This window comes from Sphingomonas sp. ABOLH, from assembly GCF_003951715.1.
Lineage (GTDB): Bacteria > Pseudomonadota > Alphaproteobacteria > Sphingomonadales > Sphingomonadaceae > Sphingomonas > Sphingomonas hankookensis_A.
Window position 1 is genome coordinate 84,002 of the sequence record NZ_QQWV01000009.1, and the last position, 20,964, is coordinate 104,965.

The following is a 20,964-nucleotide window of genomic DNA, read 5'->3' on the forward strand; positions in this document are numbered from 1 at the left end:
GTAGCGTCGTTGCAACGGCCCGACCAGTATCGACAGCGCGCTGCAAATATAAAGGCGAAACGCGCCTCTGGTTCAGCCCCGGCTCAGCTTGGCCTCAACGCTCCTCGCGACGCAGATACAGGTACGAATCGTCGAACTCGGCCAGCGCGGTCAGCCCGGCAAGATCATGGATCGTCACCCGCCGCCCGCGAAAATCCATCAGCCCGCGTTCGCGCAGGTCGCGCAGCGTGCGGTTGACATGGACCGGGGTAAGGCCGGTGCAGTCGGACAGGTCGGACTGGGTCAGCGGCAGGGAGAAGCCGTCATCGTCCGCCTGCCCGATCAGGCCCAGCCGCACGCGCAACTCGCACATCAGGTGGGCGATCCGCTGGATCGCGCTGCGCCGGCCGAGCGACAATTCCCATTCGCGGTGGATCGCGGCATCGAGCGCGGTCAGGAACCAGTAGACCCGCGCCAGATGCGGCTGGGTCTCGGTAATCTCGGTCAGCTTGGCATGCGGCACCAGCACGACGCGGCACGGGGTCAGCGCCATGACATTATGGTCGAGCTGTTTCAGCGAAAAGCTGTGCAGGTCGAGGAAGTCGCCCGCGACATGCAATTCGGTGATCTGCCGCTCGCCGCCCGGCAGATCCTTGTAGCGGCACATCAACCCGTCGAGCAGCAGCGTGCTCGCGCTCAGCCGCTCGCCGGCGCGGATGCAGGTGACGTGCGCCCGCAATTCGCGCACCTCGCCCAGCGAGGCACGGATGACCTGCTCCTCCTCCTCGGAAATCGTGTCGCGTGCGCGCAGTTTCGCCAGATGCGTCTCGATCACGGGCACGTTCCCCTTCTGCCTTTCCCGGCTCGTACAGGAGCGTAACAATCGTGGCAACGCGCGGGTCGCCACCGCACAACCCAGCGTTTCCGCAACCGCCCTTGATCCCCCGTGCCCATGCCGCCACATGGACGCCATGTTGATCGAAACCGAATCCACGCCCAATCCGGCGACGCTGAAATTCCTGCCCGGGCAGGTCGTGATGGACGCCGGCACGCGCGACTTCGCGTCGCCGGAGGAAGCGGAAGCATCGCCCCTCGCCACGCAGCTGTTCGCGCTGGGCGATGTCGTCGGCGTGTTCTTCGGCCGCGACTTCGTGTCGGTGACCAAGGCGCCGGGCAGCGAATGGGCCGATCTGAAGCCCGATGTGCTGGCGCTGCTGCTCGACCATTTCGGCGGGCGCATGCCGTTGTTCCACGCGACCGGCACCGCCGGCTTCTCGGTTCCGGCCGAGGACGCGGCGTTCACCGACAATCCGGAAGACGCCGACATCGTCGAACAGATCAAGGAACTGATCGAAACCCGCGTCCGTCCGGCGGTGGCGAATGACGGCGGCGACATCGTCTATCGTGGGTTCGACCAGGGCAAGGTCTATCTGCAGCTGCAGGGCGCCTGTTCGGGCTGCCCGTCGTCCAGCGCGACGCTGAAGAACGGGATCGAGCAATTGCTCAAATATTATGTCCCCGAAGTCACGGAGGTTCGTGCAGTCTGATGGCCAAGCTCGACGACCAGGCGCTCGACACGCTGTTCCGCAGCGCGCGCACGTTCAACCACTATACCGATCGGCCGGTCGACGATGCGACGCTGCACGCGATCTGGGACCTGCTGAAATGGGGTCCGACCAGCGCCAACCAGCTGCCGGCGCGGATCGTGTGGTGCACCTCGCCAGAGGCGAAGGACAAGCTGGCCGCCTGCGCCAGCGGGACCAACCCCGACAAGATTCGCGCCGCGCCGGTGACCGCGATCATCGGCATGGACACCGAATTTCACGAACATCTGCCCGAACTGTTCCCGCATACCGATGCGAAGTCGTGGTTCGACGGTAATGCCGAGCTGCGCCAGGCATCGGCTTTTCGCAATTCGTCGTTGCAGGGCGCCTATCTGATCCTCGCGGCACGCGCCCTGGGGCTCGATACCGGGCCGATGTCGGGCTTCGATGCCGGCGCGGTGGACAAGGCGTTCTTTGCCGATACGCCGTCGGTCCACGCCAATTTCATCACGACGCTCGGCTATGGCGATACCGCCAGCCTGCATCCGCGGTCGCCCCGGCCCGATTTCGCCAAGTTCAACCGGATCGCCTGACCCCCTCGTGCGGACGCTGGTCATCGAAACCGCCACCGCCGCCTGCTCGGTCGCGTTGATCGAGGATGGCGCAGTGATCGCGCGCGACCATGTCGTCGTCGGGCGCGGCCATGCCGAACGGCTGGTGCCGATGATCGCCGCCCTGCCCGATCAGGGACGCGCCGACGCGATCCTGGTCGATTGCGGGCCGGGCAGCTTTACCGGCGTGCGCGTCGGGCTGGCGGCGGCGCGCGGGCTGGGCATCGGCTGGGGCGTGCCGGTTACGGGCTATTCGTCGCTGGCGCTGATCGCCGCCGCCGCGCTCGCCGAGCAACCGGGCGACGCGATCGTCGCGGTGCTCGACGGCGGCCATGGCGAGGTGTTTCAGCAGGGGTTCGACGGCGATCTGGTCGCCGATGGACCGGCGGTGTCGCGCAAGCCCGCCGATGCGGTCGCGGCGCTGACGGGTCGCCGCGTCGTCGGACAGGGGCTGGCACGGTTGCGCAGCGTCGACGACAGCCTGCCCGACAGCGACCGCCTGCCCGATGCCGCCGATGCGGTGCTGCTTCCAGCGGCGCAGGCCAGCCTGCCCCCCGCCCCGCTCTATGGTCGTGCGCCCGATGCGGTGCCGAGCGTGCGGGCATGAGCGATACGCGCGTCGCGATCGCGCTGGCCGATGGCACCGCCGCCGATGTCGGCGCGGTCGACCGGGTGATGCAGGCGGCGTTCGATCCGCGCTTTGGGGAGGCATGGACCCCTGCCCAATGCCTCGGCATGTTGTCGTTGCCCGGCGTCTGGCTGACGCTGGCGCATCTGGACGATCGGCTGGTCGGCTTCGCGCTGACGCGGGCGGTGGCCGATGATGCCGAATTGCTGCTGATCGCGGTGCTTCCCGACCAACGCGGGCGCGGGGTCGGACGCGCCCTGCTGCGGCGGGCGATCGACGATGCCGCTGCGCGCGGTGCCGTGCGGCTGTGCCTCGAAATGCGCGCGGGCAACGATGCCACCCGCCTCTATGCCAGCGAAGGCTTCGCCAAATGCGGGGAGCGGCGCAATTATTATGCCGGTCGCGGTGGCGAACGCTTCGACGCACACACCTATGTCCGGCCGATTCCGGGCAAATAACAAAAGATGTTACTTATATTGTTGCGATGACCGCGCGGTAGGCCGATAGCGGTAACGGCCAATTGTAGCGGCTGCGTAACGAGGGAAGATATGGGAATGGACGCGGAGCGTGACGGCACGCTGATCGCTTTGACCGCGGATATCGTCGCGGCACATGTCGGAAACAACAATATCGATGTCGCGGACATCCCGACGCTGATCCACAGCGTCCATGGCGCGCTCGCCAAGCTCGGTTCGCCGGACGAGGCGCCCGCACCGCGCGCGGAACCGGCGGTGCCGGTGCGCTCGTCGGTCAAGCCCGACTATATCGTCTGTCTGGAGGACGGGCGGAAGCTCAAGATGCTCAAGCGGCATCTGATGACCCATTACAACCTGACGCCCGAGCAATATCGCGCGAAGTGGAACCTGCCGGCCGACTATCCGATGGTCGCGCCAAACTATGCCGAACAGCGTCGCTCGCTCGCCAAGCAGATCGGCCTGGGTACGCAACGGCGCAGCGCCTGATCCGGGCGGCACGCGTTTAGCGGCTTTCGCTGGCGCGCCCGGCACGCTAGAACGGCGCGCAACTCTCCCGTCTGGACGTACAGGAATTCATGCCCCGCAAGATCGATCTCGAAGCGCTGTGTCACCAAAAGGGGCTGCGGATCACCGAACAGCGCCGCGTCATCGCGCGCGTCCTGTCCGAAGCCGACGACCATCCCGATGTCGAAAAGGTGTATGAACGCGCATCGGCGATCGATCCGGGCATCTCGATCGCGACCGTGTATCGCACCGTGCGCCTGTTCGAAGAGGCCGGCATCCTCGACCGTCACGATTTCGGCGACGGCCGCGCGCGCTACGAACCCTCGCCCGAGGCGCATCACGATCACCTGATCGATGTAGAGAGCGGCCGGGTGATCGAATTCGTCGATCCGGAACTGGAACTGCTGCAGAAACAAATTGCCGAACGCCTGGGCTTCCGCCTGGTCGACCACCGCATGGAACTCTACGGCGTCAGCCTCGACCGCAAGGATTGACGCGCATGCCCCTGCCCGCGCGGCTGCGGTTGATCGCACGGGCGGGCGGCATGCTGGCGGCGCTGGTCGTCTATCTGATCCTGCACGGCAGTTGGCGGGCATTGCGCCTGCGCTCGCCATGGCCGCCGCGCTTTCTGGGGCGGATCGCTTCGGTCGTCGGGGTCAGGACCACCGTCATCGGGTCGCCGGCGCCGCGCGACGTGCTCTACCTCGCCAATCATCAAAGCTGGATCGACATTCTCGCCATTGCCGGGGCGAGCGGGAGTGCGTTCGTCGCCAAGGGCGAGTTGCGTGACGCGCCGCTGGTCGGGTGGCTGTGCACGCTGAACCACACCCTGTTCGTCGATCGCGGCGACCGGCTGGGCGTGGCGCGGCAGATCGATACGCTGCGCCAGGCGCTGCTGGCCGACCATCCGGTGACGGTGTTTCCCGAAGGGACGACCAGCGCGCCGGGCGAATTGCTGCCGTTCAAGGCGGCCTTGCTGGGCGCGATCGATCCGCCGCCGCCGGGCCTCAGGGTGCAGCCGGTCTATCTCGACTATGGCGACGCGCGGGAAGTCGCGTGGCTGGGTGACGAACCGGGCACGACCAACGCCGCACGCGTGCTGGCACGCCCGGGGCGGATCGCGCTGACGATCCATTTCCTCGAACCGTTCGATCCGGCGGGCATGGGACGCAAGGCGGTCGCGGCAAGGGCGCGGGATGCGATCGCGGCGGCGATGCGGCGCCCACAATAGCCGTCACTCCAGCGCAGGCTGGGGTCTCCCGGTAACAAAGCGCGCGCCTCGCCGCGGGAGACCCCAGCGCAGCCTGGGGTGACGTTACTGCGTAAACGGAAAGGCTACTCGCTGAACTCCCCGACCGTCACCCGCCGCCCCAACAGGAAGGCGTCGTTGACGTGCACGAACGGCGACAGATCGACGTCGCTCACCCGGTCGCGCAGGCATTCGGCAAAACGACGATACAGGCGAGCATATTCGGGCTCGTCACCGACATCGACCGGCGTGCCATCGACCGCCATCTGCGAAGCGCCCATCGACAGCTTCAGCTGGCCGTCATCGGTTTCGACATCGACGTCCCAGGTCTGCGGCCCCGTCTGGTCAAAGTCGAATTCGACGCGGACCGGCACGCCCGCCGTGTCGGTGAAGTCGAGATCGGCGGCGATCGGCGCGTCGCGGTTCGACGGAAAGCGTAGCTCCGCCGCATCGAGCAGCAGCGGGCGCGGCAGGATGCGGGTGATGACCGACAGCGCGTTGATCCCCGGATCGAACACGCCGATGCCCGGTTCCCAGATCCATGCCTGCCCCGGATGCCAGACGCGCACGTCCTCCTTCCAGTTCACTGCCACGCGGCGGATGGTGCGGGTGGCCAGCCATTGCCGCGCGGGCTCGACCGCCGCTGCCTCGCGCGAATGCCAAGTCGCGAACAGCACCTTGCCGGCCTGTTCGGCGGCGCGGGCGAACGCCTGCGCTTCGGACAGGGTGGCGGCGGGCGGCTTTTCGATCATCACGTCGAGCCCGTGGTCGAGCGCCTGTTGGATCAGCGACAGGCGTCCGCGCGGCGGCGTGCAGATCGAGATCGCCTGCACATCGGGCATCGCCGCCATCATCTCGTCGATGGTCTTGAACCCCGGCACGCCATCGGGCGCGGCATGGCCGGTGACGGCGGCGACGAGCTCGAAGTCCGGGCTGGCGGCGATATGCGGGATATGCTGGTCGCGCGCGATCTTGCCGATGCCGGCCAACGCAATGCGGGTCGGGGATGCCAACGTCATTCTCTCCTGCCGATTATTTGTCCGACTTATCAAGCCGGCCGCAACCTAGCAAGCGGCGTATCAGATTCCGCCGGCAACCGGGTCGTGACCGGCGGTGCGCAGGCGGTCGGTCAGGTCGGCAAGGCAGGCATCGACCACCGCCGGATCGGTCGCGCGGACGACGAAGTTCGCGCCGGTGCGGCCTTCGCGAAAGAAGGGGTAGCTGCCGATCGCCACGCCATCATGCGCGCGTTCGACCTCGCCCAGCATCCCGGCCACCTCGCTCTCGCCCACCCAGCAGCCGAGCGTCCCGGAGACGACCGGCCGACCGCCCTCCATCGTGCCGGTCAGGCTGTCGAGCATCGCCGCGGCGATATGCGGCACGCCCGCCATGACGAAGATATTCGCGATATGAATGCCCGGCGCGCCCGACATCCGGTTCTCGATCAGCTCGCCGCCTTGCGGAACCCGCGCCATGCGCAGCCGCGCGTCGGTCAGCCCGCCCCGCGTTTCGTAATAGGCTTCGAGGATCGCCCGCGCGCGGGGATGCACGACGACCGGCACGCCCAGCGCCGCCGCGATCGAATCGACGGTGATGTCGTCATGGGTCGGTCCGATCCCGCCGGTGGTGAAGAGATAGTCGTTGCGCGCCCGCAGCGTGTTCACCGCCTCGACGATCGCGTCCTCCCGGTCGGCGACGACCCGAACCTCGGACAGGCGGATGCCCTGCACGTTCAGCCAGGTCGCCAGCTGCGCCACGTTCCTGTCCTGCGTCCGGCCGGAGAGGATTTCATCCCCGATGACGAGCAGGGCGGCGGTCCAGATGCGGTCGGTCATGCCCTTCGCATAGCGCGGGCACGCGCCCTCGCCTAGCGCCCGATCCTTGCCTATATGGGCACGATGACCGACTATCAGACCGTCACCGCCGATATGCCGCTGGCCCGGACCGGCGCGATCAAGCTGCACGATGCCACCGGGTTCGAAGGGATGCGCCGCGCCGGCCGCCTCGCCGCGCACATCCTCGACGAAATCACCCCGCATGTCGTGCCGGGCGTCACCACCGCCGAGCTGGATGCGATCATCTATCGCCTGATGCGCGAGGGCGGCGCGGTGCCCGCCACGCTCGGCTATCGCGGCTATGCCCATTCGACCTGCATCTCGATCAACCATGTGGTTTGTCATGGCATCCCGTCGGACCGGACGCTGAAGGACGGCGACATCGCCAATATCGACGTCACGCCGCTGCTGGACGGCTGGCATGGCGACAGCAGCCGCACTTATCTGGTCGGCAACGTGCCGATCAAGGCCCGCAAGCTGGTCGACGTGACCTATGAATGCCTGATGCTCGGCATCGAACAGGCGAAGCCCGGCAACCGGATGGGCGATGTCGCGCACGCGATCCAGCGCCATGCCGAAGCGCATCGCTACGGCGTGGTCCGCGACTTCTGCGGTCACGGCCTGGGCCAGCTGTTCCATGACGCGCCGGAAGTGATCCATGCCGGCCGCCCCGGCACCGGTCCGGAACTGCGGCCCGGCATGTTCTTCACCATCGAACCGATGATCAACATCGGCCGGCCCGACGTGAAGATGCTGGAGGATGGCTGGACGGCGGTGACGCGCGACCGGTCGCTGTCGGCCCAGTTCGAACATTCGATCGGGATTACCGAGGATGGGTGCGAGATCTTCACGCTCAGCCCGAAGGGGTTTACGAAGCCGCCGTACGGGTAAGTAGGGCGCCGGCCTTATCGCCTTCGCGACAGCCACCCGCCCAGCACGAACCCTACGCCCAGCACGACCGACGCGATCACGCCTACCCAGACGCTGCCGATCGCGTCGATCGCCGGGCTGATCCGTGGTCGTCGCGGATCGTAGCGCACCGCTATGCGGTCACCTGTGGCGTAGCCGCCGATCCATCCATTGCCGGGAAAGGTCACGACGACGCCGTCCGCCGTCGCGAGCCGTATGACCGGGTGGCTTCCGCCATAGGGCGTTGCCATTACCTCGCCGATGGTCACCGATGTGTCGCGAAGGTAGCGGCGCACGGCGACTGCCTGCACTGCCGCAGCCGTCAGAAGCGCGATACCCAGTACGACGAACAACTTCGCACGCATGTCCTGCCTCCGTCACGGCTGCCCGAAAAACCGGCACCCTGCCCCTTCTGCGGGCAATATCGACAGCTTCGACCGAATGCCCGATGATCGTATCCAAGGCGAATCGCCGGTTGGCACGGTAATTGTTTAACGGGATGCAAACGGCCTATCGGGGTCGGTTCGTCCGAGGGGATCGGCAAGGCGAATGAAGAAGATCGAGGCCATCATCAAGCCGTTCAAGCTGGATGAGGTGAAGGAAGCGCTGCACGAGGTTGGCGTGAGCGGGATCACCGTGACCGAGGCCAAGGGCTTCGGTCGGCAGAAGGGCCACACCGAACTGTATCGCGGCGCGGAATATGTCGTCGATTTCCTGCCCAAGGTGAAGCTGGAAGTAGTGGTCGAGGACGGCCTGGCCGAGCGCGTCGTGGAGGCGATCGCCGCGGCGGCACAGACCGGCCGCATCGGCGACGGAAAGATTTTCGTCATTCCGGTCGAGACCGCCTTGCGCATCCGCACGGGTGAGCGCAACGACGACGCGATCTGACGCAACGCAGCATTATTTCGAATCACGGGGCGTTCCGGGGCGATTGATTGCGCCGGAGCGTGGGGTTTAATCCAGAAAGGGCAGTTTCCGATGGCTACTACCGCCAGCACCATCCTGAAGCGGATCAAGGAAGAAGAGATCGAGTGGATCGATCTGCGCTTCACCGATCCCAAGGGCAAGTGGCAGCACCTGACCATGGTCGCGTCGATCCTGGGCGAGGACGAGCTGACCGACGGCCTGATGTTCGACGGTTCGTCGATCGAGGGCTGGAAGGCGATCAACGAATCCGACATGGTGCTCAAGCCCGATCTGGACGCGGTCTACACCGACCCGTTCTCGGCCACCCCGATGCTGGTCATCTTCTGCGACGTGGTCGAGCCGTCGACCGGCGAACTCTATGCCCGCGACCCGCGTTCGACCGCGAAGCGCGCCGAGGCGTATCTGAAGACCACCGGCATCGGCGACACCGTCTATGTCGGGCCGGAAGCCGAATTCTTCATGTTCGACGACGTGCGGTTCGAAAACAGCTATTCGACCAGCTACTACAAGATCGACGACATCGAACTGCCGGGCAATTCGGGTCGCGAATATGAAGCGGGCAACATGGGCCACCGCCCGCGTGCCAAGGGCGGTTACTTCCCCGTCGCCCCCGTCGACAGCGCCGTCGACATCCGTGGCGAAATGGTCACGACGATGCTCGAAATGGGCCTGCCCTGCGACAAGCATCACCACGAAGTCGCCGCCGCGCAGCACGAACTGGGCCTGACCTTCGGCACGCTGACCACGACCGCCGATCGCATGCAGATCTACAAATATGTCGTGCACCAGGTCGCCCATGCCTATGGCAAGACCGCGACCTTCATGCCGAAGCCGATCAAGGAAGATAACGGCTCGGGCATGCACACCCACTTCTCGATCTGGAACGGTGGTTCGCCGCTGTTCGCCGGCGACGGCTATGCCGGCCTGTCGGACATGTGCCTGTATTTCATCGGCGGCATCATCAAGCATGCCAAGTCGGTGAACGCCTTCACCAACCCGACGACCAACAGCTACAAGCGCCTGGTCCCGGGTTACGAAGCGCCGGTGCTGCTCGCCTATTCGGCGCGCAACCGGTCGGCATCGTGCCGCATCCCGTACGGCACCGGTCCGAAGTCGAAGCGCGTCGAAGTCCGCTTCCCCGACGCGATGGCCAACCCCTATCTCGCCTATGCGGCGCTGATGATGGCTGGTCTCGACGGCATCCAGAACAAGATCCATCCGGGCGAAGCGATGGACAAGAACCTGTACGACCTGCCGCCGGCAGAACTCGCCCAGGTCCCGACCGTGTGCGGCAGCTTGCGCGAAGCGCTCGACAGCCTCGAAGCCGATATGGACTATCTGCTGAAGGGCGACGTGTTCTCGAAGGACCAGATCGAAGCCTATATCGAGATCAAGCGCGGCGAAGTGGCGCGGTGGGAAATGACCCCCAGCCCGGTCGAATATGACATGTACTACAGCGCCTGAGGTTGCCGTGCCGGCAACCGGTGGCACGCAAGCGTGCCACCGGTGCTGTCGGCCGGCCTCGCCTTACGGCGAGGACCGACGACGTGGCTTCGCCACGTCGCGCTGATGGATAAGAGGCGTCGGGCGCATGCTCCGGCGCCTTTTTCCATTGTCCGATCTACCACGCATAACGCTCGCCGAAGAAGAAGCGGGACCCCGGATCAAGTCCGGGGTGACGATGGACGATGGCTTTCGATAACCGCAAACGCCCCCTAACCGCGCACGCCGGCTCGCCCGCCCCACCCACCAACGTCATCCCAGCGAAGGCTGGGATCTCCCGGTACGAGCCCACCGCAGGAGCCGCGAGAGACCCCAGCCTTCGCTGGGGTGACGGGCTGATTGTGAAGGGGATTAGGCGATCCCCCCTCACCCTCACCGCCACACAATCGTCACATCGCCATGCTCCAAGGCCCGCATTCGCCCGTCAACAGGAACGCCCATGACCGTCATCCTCGACCGCCGCACGTTGCTCGGCGGGTTCGCCATCGGCGCGGCCAGCCTGGGCGTCACGCCGTCGCGCGCGCGGAGTGCGAACCGCGCGACCTTCGCCGTCCTCGGCGACTGGGGGCGCGATACCCCCGAACAGCATCATGTCGCCGCCGCGATGGGCCGTACCGCCGCAACAGCACAGGCCGATTTCGTGCTGGCGATCGGGGACAATTTCTACACCGACGGCGTCGCGTCGGTAGACGATCCGCTGTGGCAGTCGGTGTTCGAGGGCGTCTATACCCACCCGGCGTTGCAGGTGCCGTGGTATGCGCTGCTCGGCAATCACGACTATCGCGGCAACCCGCAGGCGCAGATCGATTATGCCGCGCGCAGCAAGCGGTGGCGGATGCCGGCGCGCTATTATCAGGTCGCCGATGCGGCGCTGGTCCGCGCCGACGCCGATCTGTTCGCGATCGATACCTCGCCCTTCGTCGAACGCTATCGCAGCAACGACGGCGTGATCGGCAGCAACACGCGGTCCCAGGATACGAAACAGCAGCTGGCATGGCTCGACCATGCGCTGTCGCAGTCGCGTGCCAAGTGGAAGATCGTGACCGGCCACCACCCGATCCGATCCGGCGGCAGCGGCCATGGCGACCAGCCGGAGATCATCGCGCAGGTGCTGCCGATCCTGAACCGCCACGGCGTGCAGGCCTATATCGCGGGCCATGACCACGACCTTCAGCATATCCGTCGCGACGGGATCGACATGATCCAGTGCGGCGGCGGCATGGAGGCACGGCCGGTGCAGCCGGTCGAGGGCACCCGCTTCTGCCGCGCCGCCGCCGGCTTCGGCATGGTGCAGATCGCGGGGGACCTGTTGTCGTTCGACCTGCGCGACGAACGCGGCGCCAGCCTCTACAACGCGTCGATCCCGGTCCGCGCCCGCGCTACGGCATGACCGGCGGGGTGTAGGGCAGCGTAAACGCCAGCGCCCAGAGCAGGAACAGCACCAGCGGCAGGTGGACGATCAGCTGCAGGAAGCTGAACCCGACAATGTCGCGCGCCTTCAGCCCGAGAATGCCCAGCAAGGGCAGCATCCAGAACGGATTGATGAGGTTCGGCAGCGCCTCCGACGCATTGTAGATCTGCACCGCCCAGCCGAGATGGACCTGCAGGTCGTTCGCCGCCTGCATCACATAGGGCGCCTCCAGCAACCACTTGCCGCCGCCCGAGGGGATGAAGAAGCCGAGGATCGCCGAATAGACGCCCATGGTGATCGGGAAGGTCTCGGCGGTGTTCAGCGACACGAAGGCATGGGCGATGACGTCGGACAGGGTCGATCCGTCGGCGCTCCTGGCGGTCGTCATCATCGCGGCGATCGCGGCATAGAAAGGGTATTGGATCAGGATGCCCGCCGTCGCCGGCACCGACCGGGCGAGCGCGTTCAGGAAGCGTTTGGGCCGCCAGTGCAGCACCAGCCCCGCCATCAGGAACAGGAAGTTGTAGGTGTTGAGGTTGGAGATGGCGATCATCCACGGTTGCCGCGCGAACTCCTGCACCAGCCACCCGGCCGCCAGCAGGCCGATCAGCACGGTCAGCAGCGGCGCATGTTCCAGCCATTCGCCGGGCTGGGTCCGCGGCGGCAGTGCGTCGTCCTCGCGTGCCGGATCGATCCCCATGTCCTGCGCGGTCACCGCGCTGTCGCGACCGGGGGCGGAAGCGACCGCGATCACCGTCGACACCACGACCAGGATCGCGGCGATCAGCATCGATTGCCACAGGAAGATCGTCTGGCTGAACGGGATGACGCCGGTGATCGGCAGCAGCCCCGGTGGCAGGCTGGCCGGGTTCGCCTGTAGCTGCGCTGACGACGACGACAGTCCCATCGCCCAGGTCGCGCCGAGGCCGAGATAGGCCGCCGCCCCGCCTGCGCGGTAATCCATGCGCAACTCGGTCCGCCGCGCCACTGCACGGGTGAGCAGGCCGCCGAAGATCAGGCTCAAGCCCCAGCTGAGCAGCGAGGACAGCATCGTAGCGATGGCGATCAGCCCGATTGCGCCGCGTCCGCTCTTCGGGATCAGCGCCAGCCGATCGATCAGCCGCTGCATCGGCGCGGAGGTCGCGACGACATAGCCGCCGATGGTGACGAACACCATCTGCATGGTGAACGGGATCAGCGTCCAGAAGCCGTCACCGAAGCTCTTCGCAACCGACGCCACCGGCGCGCCATTGGCCAGCACCGCCGCGGCGACGACGACCACCGCCAACGCGACGAACACGAAGGCATCGGGAAACCAGCGTTCGGCCCATTCGGTGAAGCGCAGGGCGATCCGGGCAAGGCGGCCATCGGTGGCGGGGGCGGCGGCGGTCATCGGCGTCTCCGGTGGTTCGGACATTATACGAACCGCCCGGCCAATCGTTGCGCAGCCGGTTCGACCGCGGGTCAATAATCGCGGGAGATGCGGACGTTGGTGCTCTGCCGACCGATGGTGGAGATCGACGCCAGCAGCGACAGCCAGCGCGTGACCTGAAACTCGATCCGGGTGGCGGAATAGCCCTGCCCGTCGGTCACGATCTCCGCATAGAAACGCCGCGTCAGATATTTGCCGGCAGCGACCGAGGTCCCCTGTCCGGTCTGCGGGTCGGCGGGCAGGATGCGCAGGCGATCGAGGCCGGCGGCACGACGCACCGCGTTGATCGGGTTCAGCCCGCCCTCGCCATTCTGGAGCGCGGCGACGGCGGCTGCCAGCTGCAACGCCTCCGGTGCCGACAGGTTGGTGATCGAGGTGCCGAACAGCAGGCGGGACAGCAATTCGTCCTCGGGCAGCGCCGGCACGCTCTGGAAACTTATTTCCGGACGCGTGGCAGTGCCGGCAACACGAATGGTCGCGTTCAACCCCTGCGTATCGGCATTGGCGACGATGTCGAGCGCGGGGTCGGCCGGGCTTTCGCCGTTGAATCGCAACGCCCCGCGATCAAGCTGAAACTCCCGCCCGGCAAATTCATAATCGCCGCGGACCAGATCGGCGCGACCGTTGATGATCGGATTGGTCGGTTCGCCGGTGATGGCGAGGTCGGCGGACCATTCGCTGGTGAGACCCAGGCCGGTGACGATCAGGCCGCCGGGCGCACGGGCGCGCAGGTCGAGCTTCCACGGCACCACCGCCGCGCTCGCCTCGTCATCGCCGTCGGGGCGGTTGATCTCGCGGATGTTGAGGCGGGGGATCGGCGCGGTGGCGGTCGCGCGGCCGAGGCGATAGCGGCTGCCATCCATCCGGACCTCGCCCGAGATGGTGCCGCCCGCGCCGTCGCTGCGCACGCGGATCGGACCGGTGACGGTTGCCCCAATCGAGTCGGTATTGATGAGCCGCGCGCGGTCGGCGGTGAGCGACAGGTCGATGCCGAAGCCGCGCACCGCGGCGAATTCGAACGCGCCGGTGCCGGTCACCCGCCCCTGCCGACCGTCATTCGCCGCGAAGCGATCGATCACCAGCCGCGATCCGTCGAAGCGCCCCTGCGCCTCCACGCCGGTCAGCACGGTGCCGGTGATCGCGCTTTCGATGCGCGCGCCGCTGGAACGGAGCACGCCCCGGATGCGTGGGTCGTTCAGTCGGCCGGTCACGTCGGCGCCGACCGATACCGGGCCGGACAGGTCGAACAATTCGATGCCGGTCAGTCGCCATAGCGTGTCCGCCGGGCCGCCATAGCGTAGCTGCGCGAAGAGCGGCGCATTGCCCAGCCGGGTGGCGAGATCGCCCTGCCCCAACGGCGCGAGGCGTGCCTGCGCCCGGCCGATCGTCCTGCCGCCGCTGGCCATTACCGCACGCACGCCGGCGCGGTTCGCGTCGAGCACTGCCGCCACGCCGACGTCGATCGGCGTCGACGACAGCACCAGCCCCGACCGGCTCAAGCCCCGGATGGTCAGGTCGACCCGGCCGCTGGGGGTATCGCCGCGCGTGGCATAGGCGATCTTGCCCGACGCGCTGCCGCTCAGCCCCAGCCCCGGATAGCCGATGTCGAGCACCGCCAGCGGCATGCGCGTCACGTCCAGCGCCAGTTCGGTCGTGTCCGGCCCGACCGCGCCACCGACCGTCGCCGTGCCGCCGGCAAAGCTGAACCGGGTCGGTGCCAGCCGCCAGCCATCGCCTTCGCGCCGGACCACCGCCGGGGTTTCGAGCTTCAACGGCCGGCGGTCCAGCGTGCCCTGCGCGCTGATGCGATATTCGTCGGCGGTGACCTGGGTCACGCTCTGGATCGAGAAGGCGCGACCGCGCGAGCCGGCGATGGCGGCGCGGACTTCGCCGACGCCGTCGACCAGCTTCGCGCTGCCCGCCAGCCGCGGGATCGACAACTGGCCACGCCGGAACCCTTGCGCGGTCATCGTCGCGTCGAGCGTGGTGCCGCCATCCGCGAGCAGTACGCCCGCCTCAAGCCGGGCGCGCCGCACCGATCCGGCGACGCCGAGGCGCGCGCGCGTGGCGTCGAGCGCGATGTCGATCCGCTGGTCGCTGCCCTGCGGCGCGAAGTCGATCGTGCCGGCAATGCCGCCGCCATCGACGTTCAGCCGGCCAAGGAACCCTTCCGCGACGATGTCGACGCCACCGGTGGCGCGGGTGCCGCTGACCTCCAGTTCGTCGACCGCGATGCGTGCGGTGCCGCCGCTCGGCAACAGGATACGGCCGTTGGCGGTGAACGGCCCGAGCCGCGAGTTGCCCTGGGCACGATAGGCGAAGCCTTCCGCCGTCGGATCGAGATGGGCGACGACATTCGCCAGTCCCAGCGTGGCGTTGGGCGAGGCGAAGCGCAGGTCGAGCGTAGGCTTGGAGATATTGCCGTCGAGGACCAGCTGCACCGGGCCATAGGTCACCTGCCGTCCGCTGCCTTCGAAATGGAAGGTGCCGTCGCGGCGACGATAGCCGATGCCGGTCAGCGTCAGGCCGGGTGACGTGAGCCGCAACCCGCGCAGATAGAGGATGCCGTCATTGCCGCGCTCCAGCCCGGTCTCGATCCGGGGCAACCCTTGCGTCAGCGAGCGGAAGAAGCCGTTGTCGAGCCGGCGGACCTGCGCCATGCCGCGGCCGACGATCCGCGTGCCGCCGCCGGGGATCGGCACCGCCGTCAGCCGGGTCTGCACATCGACCAGCCCCAGTCCCGGAATCAGATAGCGTTGCAGTGCGCCGCTGATCCCGACCTCGTAGCGGCCGGTGGTCAGGTCGAGCGTCAGCATGATCCGCCCGTTAAGTTTGTCGGAGCGGACGATCAGGTCGTTGCCGACCAGCGTCCGGGCATCGACCGCGAGCTTGCCGGTCACCGACAGGTTGCGCAGGATACCGCCCGCAACATCGCCGACCCCGGTCACGCGCGCCGCCGCCAGCCGGATCGGCACGATCACCGGCGCCTTGGAAAAACGTCCCTGCCCGGCAGCCACCACCTGTTCGAACCCGGTCTGATCGAACGCCAGTCGGGCCGCACGCAGGCGATAGTCGAAGCGCGCAGTCGAGAATTCGCCGTCGAGGATCGCGCGCAGTTCGATGTCGCGCCCGGTCATGTTCGGGAACATCGCCGCCGGACGCAGCAGCCGTGCGCGCAGCCGCAGGTCGCGGAACGCGCTGGTGCCGAGATCGACGATGCCGTCCGCTTCCATCGCCAGCGCAGCGCTGCGCAACGCCAGCACGCCGTCGATGCGGCGGTCGGCGAAGGTCGCGCTGCCGGTCACGCGGACTTGGCGGGCGGTCAACCGCTGGAGCTTGCCCTGCAATAGCGATGACGGGGCGAGCGTCCCGCCCAGCGTATAGCGACCGGCGCGTACACCCAGCGTCAGGTCGACGATCCGCGCACGACCGGCATCGGCGACCGCCCGCCCGTCCCATGCCGACCAGCGCCCGTCGCCCGATATCTCGACCGACAACGGGCGGCGAATACCGCTGGCCGTCGCGAGCAGCCCGTCGCCCGCCCCGCGGGCACGAACGTCGACGTCGAACCGGTCGCGATCCGGTTCGGCGTCGAGGCGCAGGCGCAACCGGTCGCTGGCGGCGATATCGAGCGCGAGGTCGACCAGCGCCCGGCCCGAGCGGACATCCGCCTGCCCGGCCAGCTTGCCGATCCGCGGCGTGCCGGTGACCGCCTTGGCCAGTTCCAGCCGCTCGACGCTCAGCCGGCCGATGCGAATGTCGAAGCTCGGCAGGATCGGCGTCTTGCGCCCGGTCGGCGTCGGCTGCGGCAGTTTGGCAAGGATCGCGCGCGGAATGGTCAGGCTGTTGATCGACAGCCGGTTCGACACGAATTCCCACGGCCGCCAGTCGAGTTCGGCCAGCGGTGCGCGCAGGATCAGGCCCTTGGAATCATAGATCCGCACGTCGATCAGCCGTGCGCGGGTATAGATCGACCCGTCGATCCGCCCGATGCGATAGCGCAGGCCGTTGGCGGGCTTCATCGTCGCGATGCGGTTCGCGATCAGCCGGTGGCCGGGACCGGTGTCGATCAGCACCAGCAGCCCGGCGATCAGGACGATGATCGCCAACACCAGCTGCGCCAGCCGCCGGCCCCAGCCGATACGGCGCTTCGCCACGACCGGCGGCGACGCTGCGACGGGTTCGTCGGTCAAAATGCCTGCCCCAGTGAGACATAGACCGCGACGCGCGGGTCGCCACGCTGCGGGTTGATCGGCGTCCCGACATCGACGCGGATCGGACCGAAATTGCTGTAATAGCGCACGCCGACCCCGGCGCCGTAGCGCATGCCGGTGAAGCGCGGCAGCGTCGAGGTATAGATGTTGCCGGCATCGAGGAACGGCACGACGCCGAAATTGCCGAACGCCTTGACCCGCGCCTCCAGCGAGAATTCGGCAAGGCTGCGGCCGCCGATCGGATCGTTGTTGGGATCGCGCGGACCGATATCCTGAAAGCCATAGCCGCGCACCGACGCGCCGCCGCCGGCATAGAAGCGCCGCGACGGCGCCACCGCATCGCGCGGCGCGCCGAGGATCGACCCGATCCGGGTACGCGCCGCCAGCACGACCCGGCCGGTGATCGGACGATACACGCTCGCATCGATCTGCGCACGGGTATAGCCGAACACATTGCCCTGCAGCGACAATTCGGGGCTGATCCGCCCGCCCAGGCGGAAGCCGCGCGTCGGGTTGAGCAGGTCGTCCGAGCCGTCATAGTTGAGGCTGCTGGGCAAGGCGCCGATGAAATAGGTGCGGCGGCGCGGTTCGCCGGTCGCGACGATCACGTCGCGTTCGTCGGTCGCGACCAGTTCCCCGCCCAGCGACCAGGTCCAGGTCTTTTGGAAGAAGATGTTGGTCTGTCGCTCGAGGCTGCCCGACAGCGACAGCGTGTTCGCCTCGAACGCGTTGCGCACCAGGTGGGTCGCCGCCATCTGCGCGGTCAGCACCCGGTCGCGACCATGGAAATTGTTGCGGCGGAAGGTGACCGCCGCCACCTGTTCGAGGGTGCCGATCACGCCGCGCAGCGTCAGCGCGCCTTCGGGCGGGAACAGGTTGCGATGGGTCCAGCTCGCCTCGACCCGCGCGCCTTCGCCGGTGCCATAGCCGATTTCGCCGGCGATGGTGCGCGGCGGCGCCGGCTCCATCGCGAGGTCGAGGTCGACCGTGCCCGGCGCCTGTCCCTCGACCGGGGTCAGCCGCACCTGCGAGACGAGGCTGGTCTGCACGATCGCGCGGCGCAGATCGTCGACCAGCGCCGAATCATAGGTTTCGCCGGGCTTGAACCGGGCGATGTCCTGCGCATGATCGCCATCGAAGATGCGGTTGGGCCGGGCGACGATCCGCCCGAACCGCCGCTCGCCGCCCGGCTGCACGTCGACCTCGATCGTCGCGGTGCGGGTCGCATGGTCGACGGTGATCTGCGGATCGCCGACCTTGGCGAAGGGAAAGCCTTCGCGCCCGATCGTCGTCTCCAGCTTTTCCTGCGCCGCAACCACCGTGTCGCCCTGTACCGGTGCTTCGGGTTTGAGGCCGAATGCCGTGCGCAGGTCGCCGGCCTTCTCGCCCGCCGCCGCAATACCTGGCGTGCGGACCTGCGCGAAGCGGTAGAGCTGGCCCGGCTCCACCTCCAGATACACGATCAGCCGGTCGCCTTCGGGCCGGACGCTGGTCGCGATGCGGGCGTCGAAATAGCCTTCGTTGCGCAGCAGGTCGTCGAGCAGCCGGGCATCCTCGCGCGCGCGGCGGTCGATCTGCGCCGCGTTCGACGGTTCGCCTTCGTTCGCGCGCAACGTCGAGAGTTCGTTGAACCGCTGGCGGAACAGGTCGTTGTTGATCTCGTCAATGCCGGTGATGCGGTAATTATAGCGATATTCGCCGCCGGCACGCTGCGGCCCGGTGGCGAGCGTCGGGTCGGTCGGCGCGGTCGACAGATCGGGCCAGGCGACGCCGATATCGGGCAGGTCGGTCAGCGGCGCATTCGGATCGAGCGGGGTTTCCTGCGCGGCCGGCGGGGTCTGCGCGAACGCCATCGGACCCGCAAAAGCGAGCCATCCGGCGCTCAACAGCACGGCTAGCCGGCAGCTCGACATCGTTTCGTCCTAGACCGGCAGGGCACTTGCCGCCAAGGGCAAACCGGCCCGAAACGTCAGTGAATCGTGCCCCAGGCGCCCGGCTGCTCCAGCAGCGTGACGAGCCGCGCGACCTGTCGCCAGCGGCAGAATTGGACGACATTGTCCCGGTTGCGGGCCTGACCGGCACGGGCGGCGGCTTCCTCCGCGGCGACCGGGCCGTATTCGGCCATCAATTGCTGTGCGATACCCACGTCGGAAAGGTCGGCGATGTAGGGCGGCAGCGGTGCAGGGTCGAGCATGGCATCCCGTGGTTCATGGATCGTGCCGGAAGCGAACCGACCGCCTTCCCCGCCGCCTTTGATCGTTAACGGCCGCCGCGCAATCCCGGATCGGCACGCCACCCTGTCCCGATGCGACACAGGCGGGACGGGAGTGGCGCGCGGCCGTCGACTATGGCAAGCGACGGGGATGAACAAGACACCGCATACTCCGAAGGCCGGCGGAATGCCGATCGCGCTGGGCGTGATGGGCGGCGCGATCATCGGCGCGGTGTTCGGCGAAGCGACAATGGGGCTGCTGATCGGCCTTGCGCTCGGCATCGCGATCGCCGTCGCCATCTGGCAGCTGGACCGGCCGAAGCCGTGATCCGCCTATAGCGCGCGCGACAGCCACACGACGCGTCCGACGATATCGGGCGTGCCGTCGACCCGGATCGGGGCATAGGCCGGATTGTCGCTGACCAGTTCGACCCCGTTCGGCACCCGCGCCAGCCGCTTGACCAGCAACACCCCGTCATGGCGCACGACATGGATCGCCCCCGACACGCCGCGCCGGTCGCCGCCATCGACCAGGATGGTGTCGCCATCCGCCAGCGTCGGCAGCATCGAATCGCCTGCGACCGCGATCACCGACGCCTGTCCCGGGCGCACCCGCAACTGGCGTAGCAGCGCGCCGTCGATCCGCATCGCGCCGTCGCCGCGATCGTCATCCACCAGCCCACCCGGCCCCGCCGACGCCAGTGCGTCGACTCGTGGCACGGCGACCAGTTCGCGCGCCTCCGGGCCGCCCAGCGCCGCCTCCGACACGCCTAGGTAGCGCGCCAGCGTCGCCCGGTCGCCCTCCGACAATCGGCGGGGCGAACCGCGTTCGATGAACTGCTGCATATAGGCCGGATTGCGCCCCAACAGGCGCGACAATTCGGACAGGCTGGCCCCGCGTTCCGCCGCGACCCGCGCGATCGTCGCGCGGACATCGTCCATTTCCATCGCCGTCCTCCTTGTAGGAATTTTCCTAGACATGTTGGATTCCAAGGAACAGATCAAGAACATTGTCGAGTCGAGGGAGCGGACGGGAGGTTATGGATGCACACCATATTGCAGCGAATCAGCCGGCATCTGCAGGAAACGGGAACGCCCGAAACGCTGTTCGGGCGGCGCGCGGCGGGCGATCCGCGACTGGTGGGCGACCTGCGCAACGGGCGACAGCCGCGCCCGCCGCTGATCGCCCGGATCGAGGCCTATATCGACCGGCAGGAGCGTTCGCAGTGAGCCGGGGGCCGGACGTCACGACCCTGCTCGAACGGCGGCTGCGCATTGCGGCCGAAGCGGCGGGGATCGCGATCGAGATCGTCGCATCGGCGGCGACGCCTTGGGCGAGTGCCACGTTCAACGGGGCGCGGCACCACCTGACGCTGATCGGCGACGGGGCTGGATTCGCCCCATGGCTGGCGAACTTGCCCGAAGCGGACCTGCCGCTACGCGGACATCTGGTCGCCGACCTGGTCGTCACGAGCGCGGCCGAACGGACGGCAACGATCGACATACTCAGCGTCGAGGAACGCTGACCCC

General features: G+C 67.6%; 23 protein-coding genes. 14 read left to right on the forward strand and 9 right to left on the reverse strand.

The window, feature by feature from the left end:
- Positions 1-94: 94 nt before the first annotated feature.
- The gene (locus CA237_RS06695; RefSeq protein ID WP_066693425.1) at positions 95-814 is read right to left on the reverse strand and encodes a Crp/Fnr family transcriptional regulator; all 720 of its coding nucleotides are present in this window, start codon (positions 812-814) and stop codon (positions 95-97) included.
- A gap of 136 nt (positions 815-950) precedes the next feature.
- Between CA237_RS06695 and CA237_RS06700 the strand changes: the two genes are divergently transcribed.
- From CA237_RS06700 to CA237_RS06730, 7 genes are all read left to right on the forward strand, one after another.
- Entirely contained in the window at positions 951-1,526 is a 576-nt protein-coding gene (locus tag CA237_RS06700; protein ID WP_066693430.1) for a NifU family protein, read from the forward strand.
- On the forward strand, positions 1,523-2,116 hold the full coding sequence (locus tag CA237_RS06705) for a malonic semialdehyde reductase (protein WP_126013430.1): 594 nt from the start codon (positions 1,523-1,525) through the stop codon (positions 2,114-2,116). The genes CA237_RS06700 and CA237_RS06705 overlap by 4 nt, the downstream gene beginning before the upstream one ends.
- A gap of 7 nt (positions 2,117-2,123) precedes the next feature.
- Positions 2,124-2,741, forward strand: a complete 618-nt coding sequence (gene tsaB, locus CA237_RS06710) for a tRNA (adenosine(37)-N6)-threonylcarbamoyltransferase complex dimerization subunit type 1 TsaB (RefSeq protein WP_126013433.1) — start codon at positions 2,124-2,126, stop codon at positions 2,739-2,741.
- Positions 2,738-3,220 (forward strand): ribosomal protein S18-alanine N-acetyltransferase, encoded by a 483-nt coding sequence (gene rimI / locus CA237_RS06715; protein WP_066689354.1) that lies wholly within the window; start codon positions 2,738-2,740, stop codon positions 3,218-3,220. The genes tsaB and rimI overlap by 4 nt, the downstream gene beginning before the upstream one ends.
- A 90-nt stretch (positions 3,221-3,310) precedes the next feature.
- Positions 3,311-3,724: a MucR family transcriptional regulator gene (locus CA237_RS06720; RefSeq protein WP_066689352.1), complete on the forward strand. Its 414-nt coding sequence runs from the start codon at positions 3,311-3,313 to the stop codon at positions 3,722-3,724.
- An 89-nt stretch (positions 3,725-3,813) separates the two neighbouring features.
- The gene (locus CA237_RS06725; protein ID WP_066689351.1) at positions 3,814-4,236 is read left to right on the forward strand and encodes a Fur family transcriptional regulator; all 423 of its coding nucleotides are present in this window, start codon (positions 3,814-3,816) and stop codon (positions 4,234-4,236) included.
- 5 nt (positions 4,237-4,241) lie between these two features.
- Complete coding sequence (locus CA237_RS06730) at positions 4,242-4,973, forward strand: lysophospholipid acyltransferase family protein (protein WP_232307893.1); 732 nt, start codon at positions 4,242-4,244, stop codon at positions 4,971-4,973.
- Positions 4,974-5,077: 104 nt separating this feature from the next.
- On the opposite strand, the gene CA237_RS06735 is transcribed toward CA237_RS06730, so the two are convergent.
- Positions 5,078-6,010 carry a Gfo/Idh/MocA family oxidoreductase gene (locus tag CA237_RS06735; protein ID WP_066689350.1) on the reverse strand — a complete coding sequence of 311 codons (933 nt, stop codon included), beginning with the start codon at positions 6,008-6,010 and terminating at the stop codon, positions 5,078-5,080.
- Positions 6,011-6,070: 60 nt separating this feature from the next.
- Positions 6,071-6,826, reverse strand: a complete 756-nt coding sequence (locus CA237_RS06740) for a molybdopterin-binding protein (protein WP_066689349.1) — start codon at positions 6,824-6,826, stop codon at positions 6,071-6,073.
- Between the two features lie 63 nt (positions 6,827-6,889).
- On the opposite strand from CA237_RS06740, the gene map reads away from it, so the two are divergent.
- Positions 6,890-7,717 (forward strand): type I methionyl aminopeptidase, encoded by an 828-nt coding sequence (gene map / locus CA237_RS06745; protein ID WP_066689377.1) that lies wholly within the window; start codon positions 6,890-6,892, stop codon positions 7,715-7,717.
- 14 nt (positions 7,718-7,731) lie between these two features.
- On the opposite strand, the gene CA237_RS06750 is transcribed toward map, so the two are convergent.
- Positions 7,732-8,100, reverse strand: a complete 369-nt coding sequence (locus CA237_RS06750) for a DUF3592 domain-containing protein (protein WP_066689348.1) — start codon at positions 8,098-8,100, stop codon at positions 7,732-7,734.
- 184 nt (positions 8,101-8,284) lie between these two features.
- Between CA237_RS06750 and CA237_RS06755 the strand changes: the two genes are divergently transcribed.
- The 3 genes from CA237_RS06755 (at position 8,285) to CA237_RS06765 (ending at position 11,555) form a co-directional block, all read left to right on the forward strand.
- On the forward strand, positions 8,285-8,623 hold the full coding sequence (locus CA237_RS06755) for a P-II family nitrogen regulator (protein ID WP_055759592.1): 339 nt from the start codon (positions 8,285-8,287) through the stop codon (positions 8,621-8,623).
- Between the two features lie 90 nt (positions 8,624-8,713).
- A complete protein-coding gene (gene glnA / locus CA237_RS06760) occupies positions 8,714-10,126 on the forward strand; it encodes a type I glutamate--ammonia ligase (protein WP_066689345.1) in 1,413 nt (470 codons plus the stop codon).
- Between the two features lie 478 nt (positions 10,127-10,604).
- Positions 10,605-11,555: a tartrate-resistant acid phosphatase type 5 family protein gene (locus CA237_RS06765; RefSeq protein WP_066689343.1), complete on the forward strand. Its 951-nt coding sequence runs from the start codon at positions 10,605-10,607 to the stop codon at positions 11,553-11,555.
- On the opposite strand, the gene CA237_RS06770 is transcribed toward CA237_RS06765, so the two are convergent.
- The 4 genes from CA237_RS06770 to CA237_RS06785 all read right to left on the reverse strand — a co-directional run bounded on the left by CA237_RS06770 (position 11,545) and on the right by CA237_RS06785 (position 19,416).
- Entirely contained in the window at positions 11,545-12,993 is a 1,449-nt protein-coding gene (locus tag CA237_RS06770) for a TIGR00366 family protein (protein WP_066689341.1), read from the reverse strand. The two genes, CA237_RS06765 and CA237_RS06770, sit on opposite strands and share 11 nt — an antisense overlap.
- Before the next feature lie 47 nt (positions 12,994-13,040).
- The gene (locus CA237_RS06775; protein ID WP_198158507.1) at positions 13,041-17,201 is read right to left on the reverse strand and encodes a translocation/assembly module TamB domain-containing protein; all 4,161 of its coding nucleotides are present in this window, start codon (positions 17,199-17,201) and stop codon (positions 13,041-13,043) included.
- Complete coding sequence (locus tag CA237_RS06780; protein ID WP_232307892.1) at positions 17,198-19,075, reverse strand: autotransporter assembly complex family protein; 1,878 nt, start codon at positions 19,073-19,075, stop codon at positions 17,198-17,200. The genes CA237_RS06775 and CA237_RS06780 overlap by 4 nt, the downstream gene beginning before the upstream one ends.
- Before the next feature lie 116 nt (positions 19,076-19,191).
- Positions 19,192-19,416 (reverse strand): hypothetical protein, encoded by a 225-nt coding sequence (locus CA237_RS06785; protein WP_066689337.1) that lies wholly within the window; start codon positions 19,414-19,416, stop codon positions 19,192-19,194.
- 169 nt (positions 19,417-19,585) lie between these two features.
- Here CA237_RS06785 and CA237_RS19610 point away from each other — a divergent pair, with 169 nt between their 5' ends.
- On the forward strand, positions 19,586-19,762 hold the full coding sequence (locus CA237_RS19610) for a hypothetical protein (RefSeq protein ID WP_164523844.1): 177 nt from the start codon (positions 19,586-19,588) through the stop codon (positions 19,760-19,762).
- A 5-nt stretch (positions 19,763-19,767) separates the two neighbouring features.
- On the opposite strand, the gene CA237_RS06790 is transcribed toward CA237_RS19610, so the two are convergent.
- On the reverse strand, positions 19,768-20,382 hold the full coding sequence (locus tag CA237_RS06790) for a S24 family peptidase (protein WP_066689335.1): 615 nt from the start codon (positions 20,380-20,382) through the stop codon (positions 19,768-19,770).
- A 96-nt stretch (positions 20,383-20,478) separates the two neighbouring features.
- On the opposite strand from CA237_RS06790, the gene CA237_RS06795 reads away from it, so the two are divergent.
- Positions 20,479-20,664 (forward strand): hypothetical protein, encoded by a 186-nt coding sequence (locus CA237_RS06795; protein WP_066689333.1) that lies wholly within the window; start codon positions 20,479-20,481, stop codon positions 20,662-20,664.
- On the forward strand, positions 20,661-20,960 hold the full coding sequence (locus tag CA237_RS06800; RefSeq protein WP_066689330.1) for a hypothetical protein: 300 nt from the start codon (positions 20,661-20,663) through the stop codon (positions 20,958-20,960). The genes CA237_RS06795 and CA237_RS06800 overlap by 4 nt, the downstream gene beginning before the upstream one ends.
- Positions 20,961-20,964: the final 4 nt, after the last annotated feature.

Bases quoted from the DNA above. Each gene is read 5' to 3' on its own strand.
- CA237_RS06700 (WP_066693430.1), top strand. From the start codon at position 951: ATGTTGATCGAAACCGAATCCACGCCCAATCCGGCGACGCTGAAATTC.
- rimI (WP_066689354.1), top strand. From the start codon at position 2,738: ATGAGCGATACGCGCGTCGCGATCGCGCTGGCCGATGGCACCGCCGCC.
- CA237_RS06720 (WP_066689352.1), top strand. From the start codon at position 3,311: ATGGGAATGGACGCGGAGCGTGACGGCACGCTGATCGCTTTGACCGCG.
- CA237_RS06725 (WP_066689351.1), top strand. From the start codon at position 3,814: ATGCCCCGCAAGATCGATCTCGAAGCGCTGTGTCACCAAAAGGGGCTG.
- CA237_RS06730 (WP_232307893.1), top strand. From the start codon at position 4,242: ATGCCCCTGCCCGCGCGGCTGCGGTTGATCGCACGGGCGGGCGGCATG.
- CA237_RS06735 (WP_066689350.1), bottom strand. From the start codon at position 6,010: ATGACGTTGGCATCCCCGACCCGCATTGCGTTGGCCGGCATCGGCAAG.
- CA237_RS06740 (WP_066689349.1), bottom strand. From the start codon at position 6,826: ATGACCGACCGCATCTGGACCGCCGCCCTGCTCGTCATCGGGGATGAA.
- map (WP_066689377.1), top strand. From the start codon at position 6,890: ATGACCGACTATCAGACCGTCACCGCCGATATGCCGCTGGCCCGGACC.
- CA237_RS06750 (WP_066689348.1), bottom strand. From the start codon at position 8,100: ATGCGTGCGAAGTTGTTCGTCGTACTGGGTATCGCGCTTCTGACGGCT.
- CA237_RS06755 (WP_055759592.1), top strand. From the start codon at position 8,285: ATGAAGAAGATCGAGGCCATCATCAAGCCGTTCAAGCTGGATGAGGTG.
- glnA (WP_066689345.1), top strand. From the start codon at position 8,714: ATGGCTACTACCGCCAGCACCATCCTGAAGCGGATCAAGGAAGAAGAG.
- CA237_RS06765 (WP_066689343.1), top strand. From the start codon at position 10,605: ATGACCGTCATCCTCGACCGCCGCACGTTGCTCGGCGGGTTCGCCATC.
- CA237_RS06770 (WP_066689341.1), bottom strand. From the start codon at position 12,993: ATGTCCGAACCACCGGAGACGCCGATGACCGCCGCCGCCCCCGCCACC.
- CA237_RS06780 (WP_232307892.1), bottom strand. From the start codon at position 19,075: ATGGCGTTCGCGCAGACCCCGCCGGCCGCGCAGGAAACCCCGCTCGAT.
- CA237_RS06785 (WP_066689337.1), bottom strand. From the start codon at position 19,416: ATGCTCGACCCTGCACCGCTGCCGCCCTACATCGCCGACCTTTCCGAC.
- CA237_RS19610 (WP_164523844.1), top strand. From the start codon at position 19,586: ATGAACAAGACACCGCATACTCCGAAGGCCGGCGGAATGCCGATCGCG.
- CA237_RS06790 (WP_066689335.1), bottom strand. From the start codon at position 20,382: ATGGAAATGGACGATGTCCGCGCGACGATCGCGCGGGTCGCGGCGGAA.
- CA237_RS06795 (WP_066689333.1), top strand. From the start codon at position 20,479: ATGCACACCATATTGCAGCGAATCAGCCGGCATCTGCAGGAAACGGGA.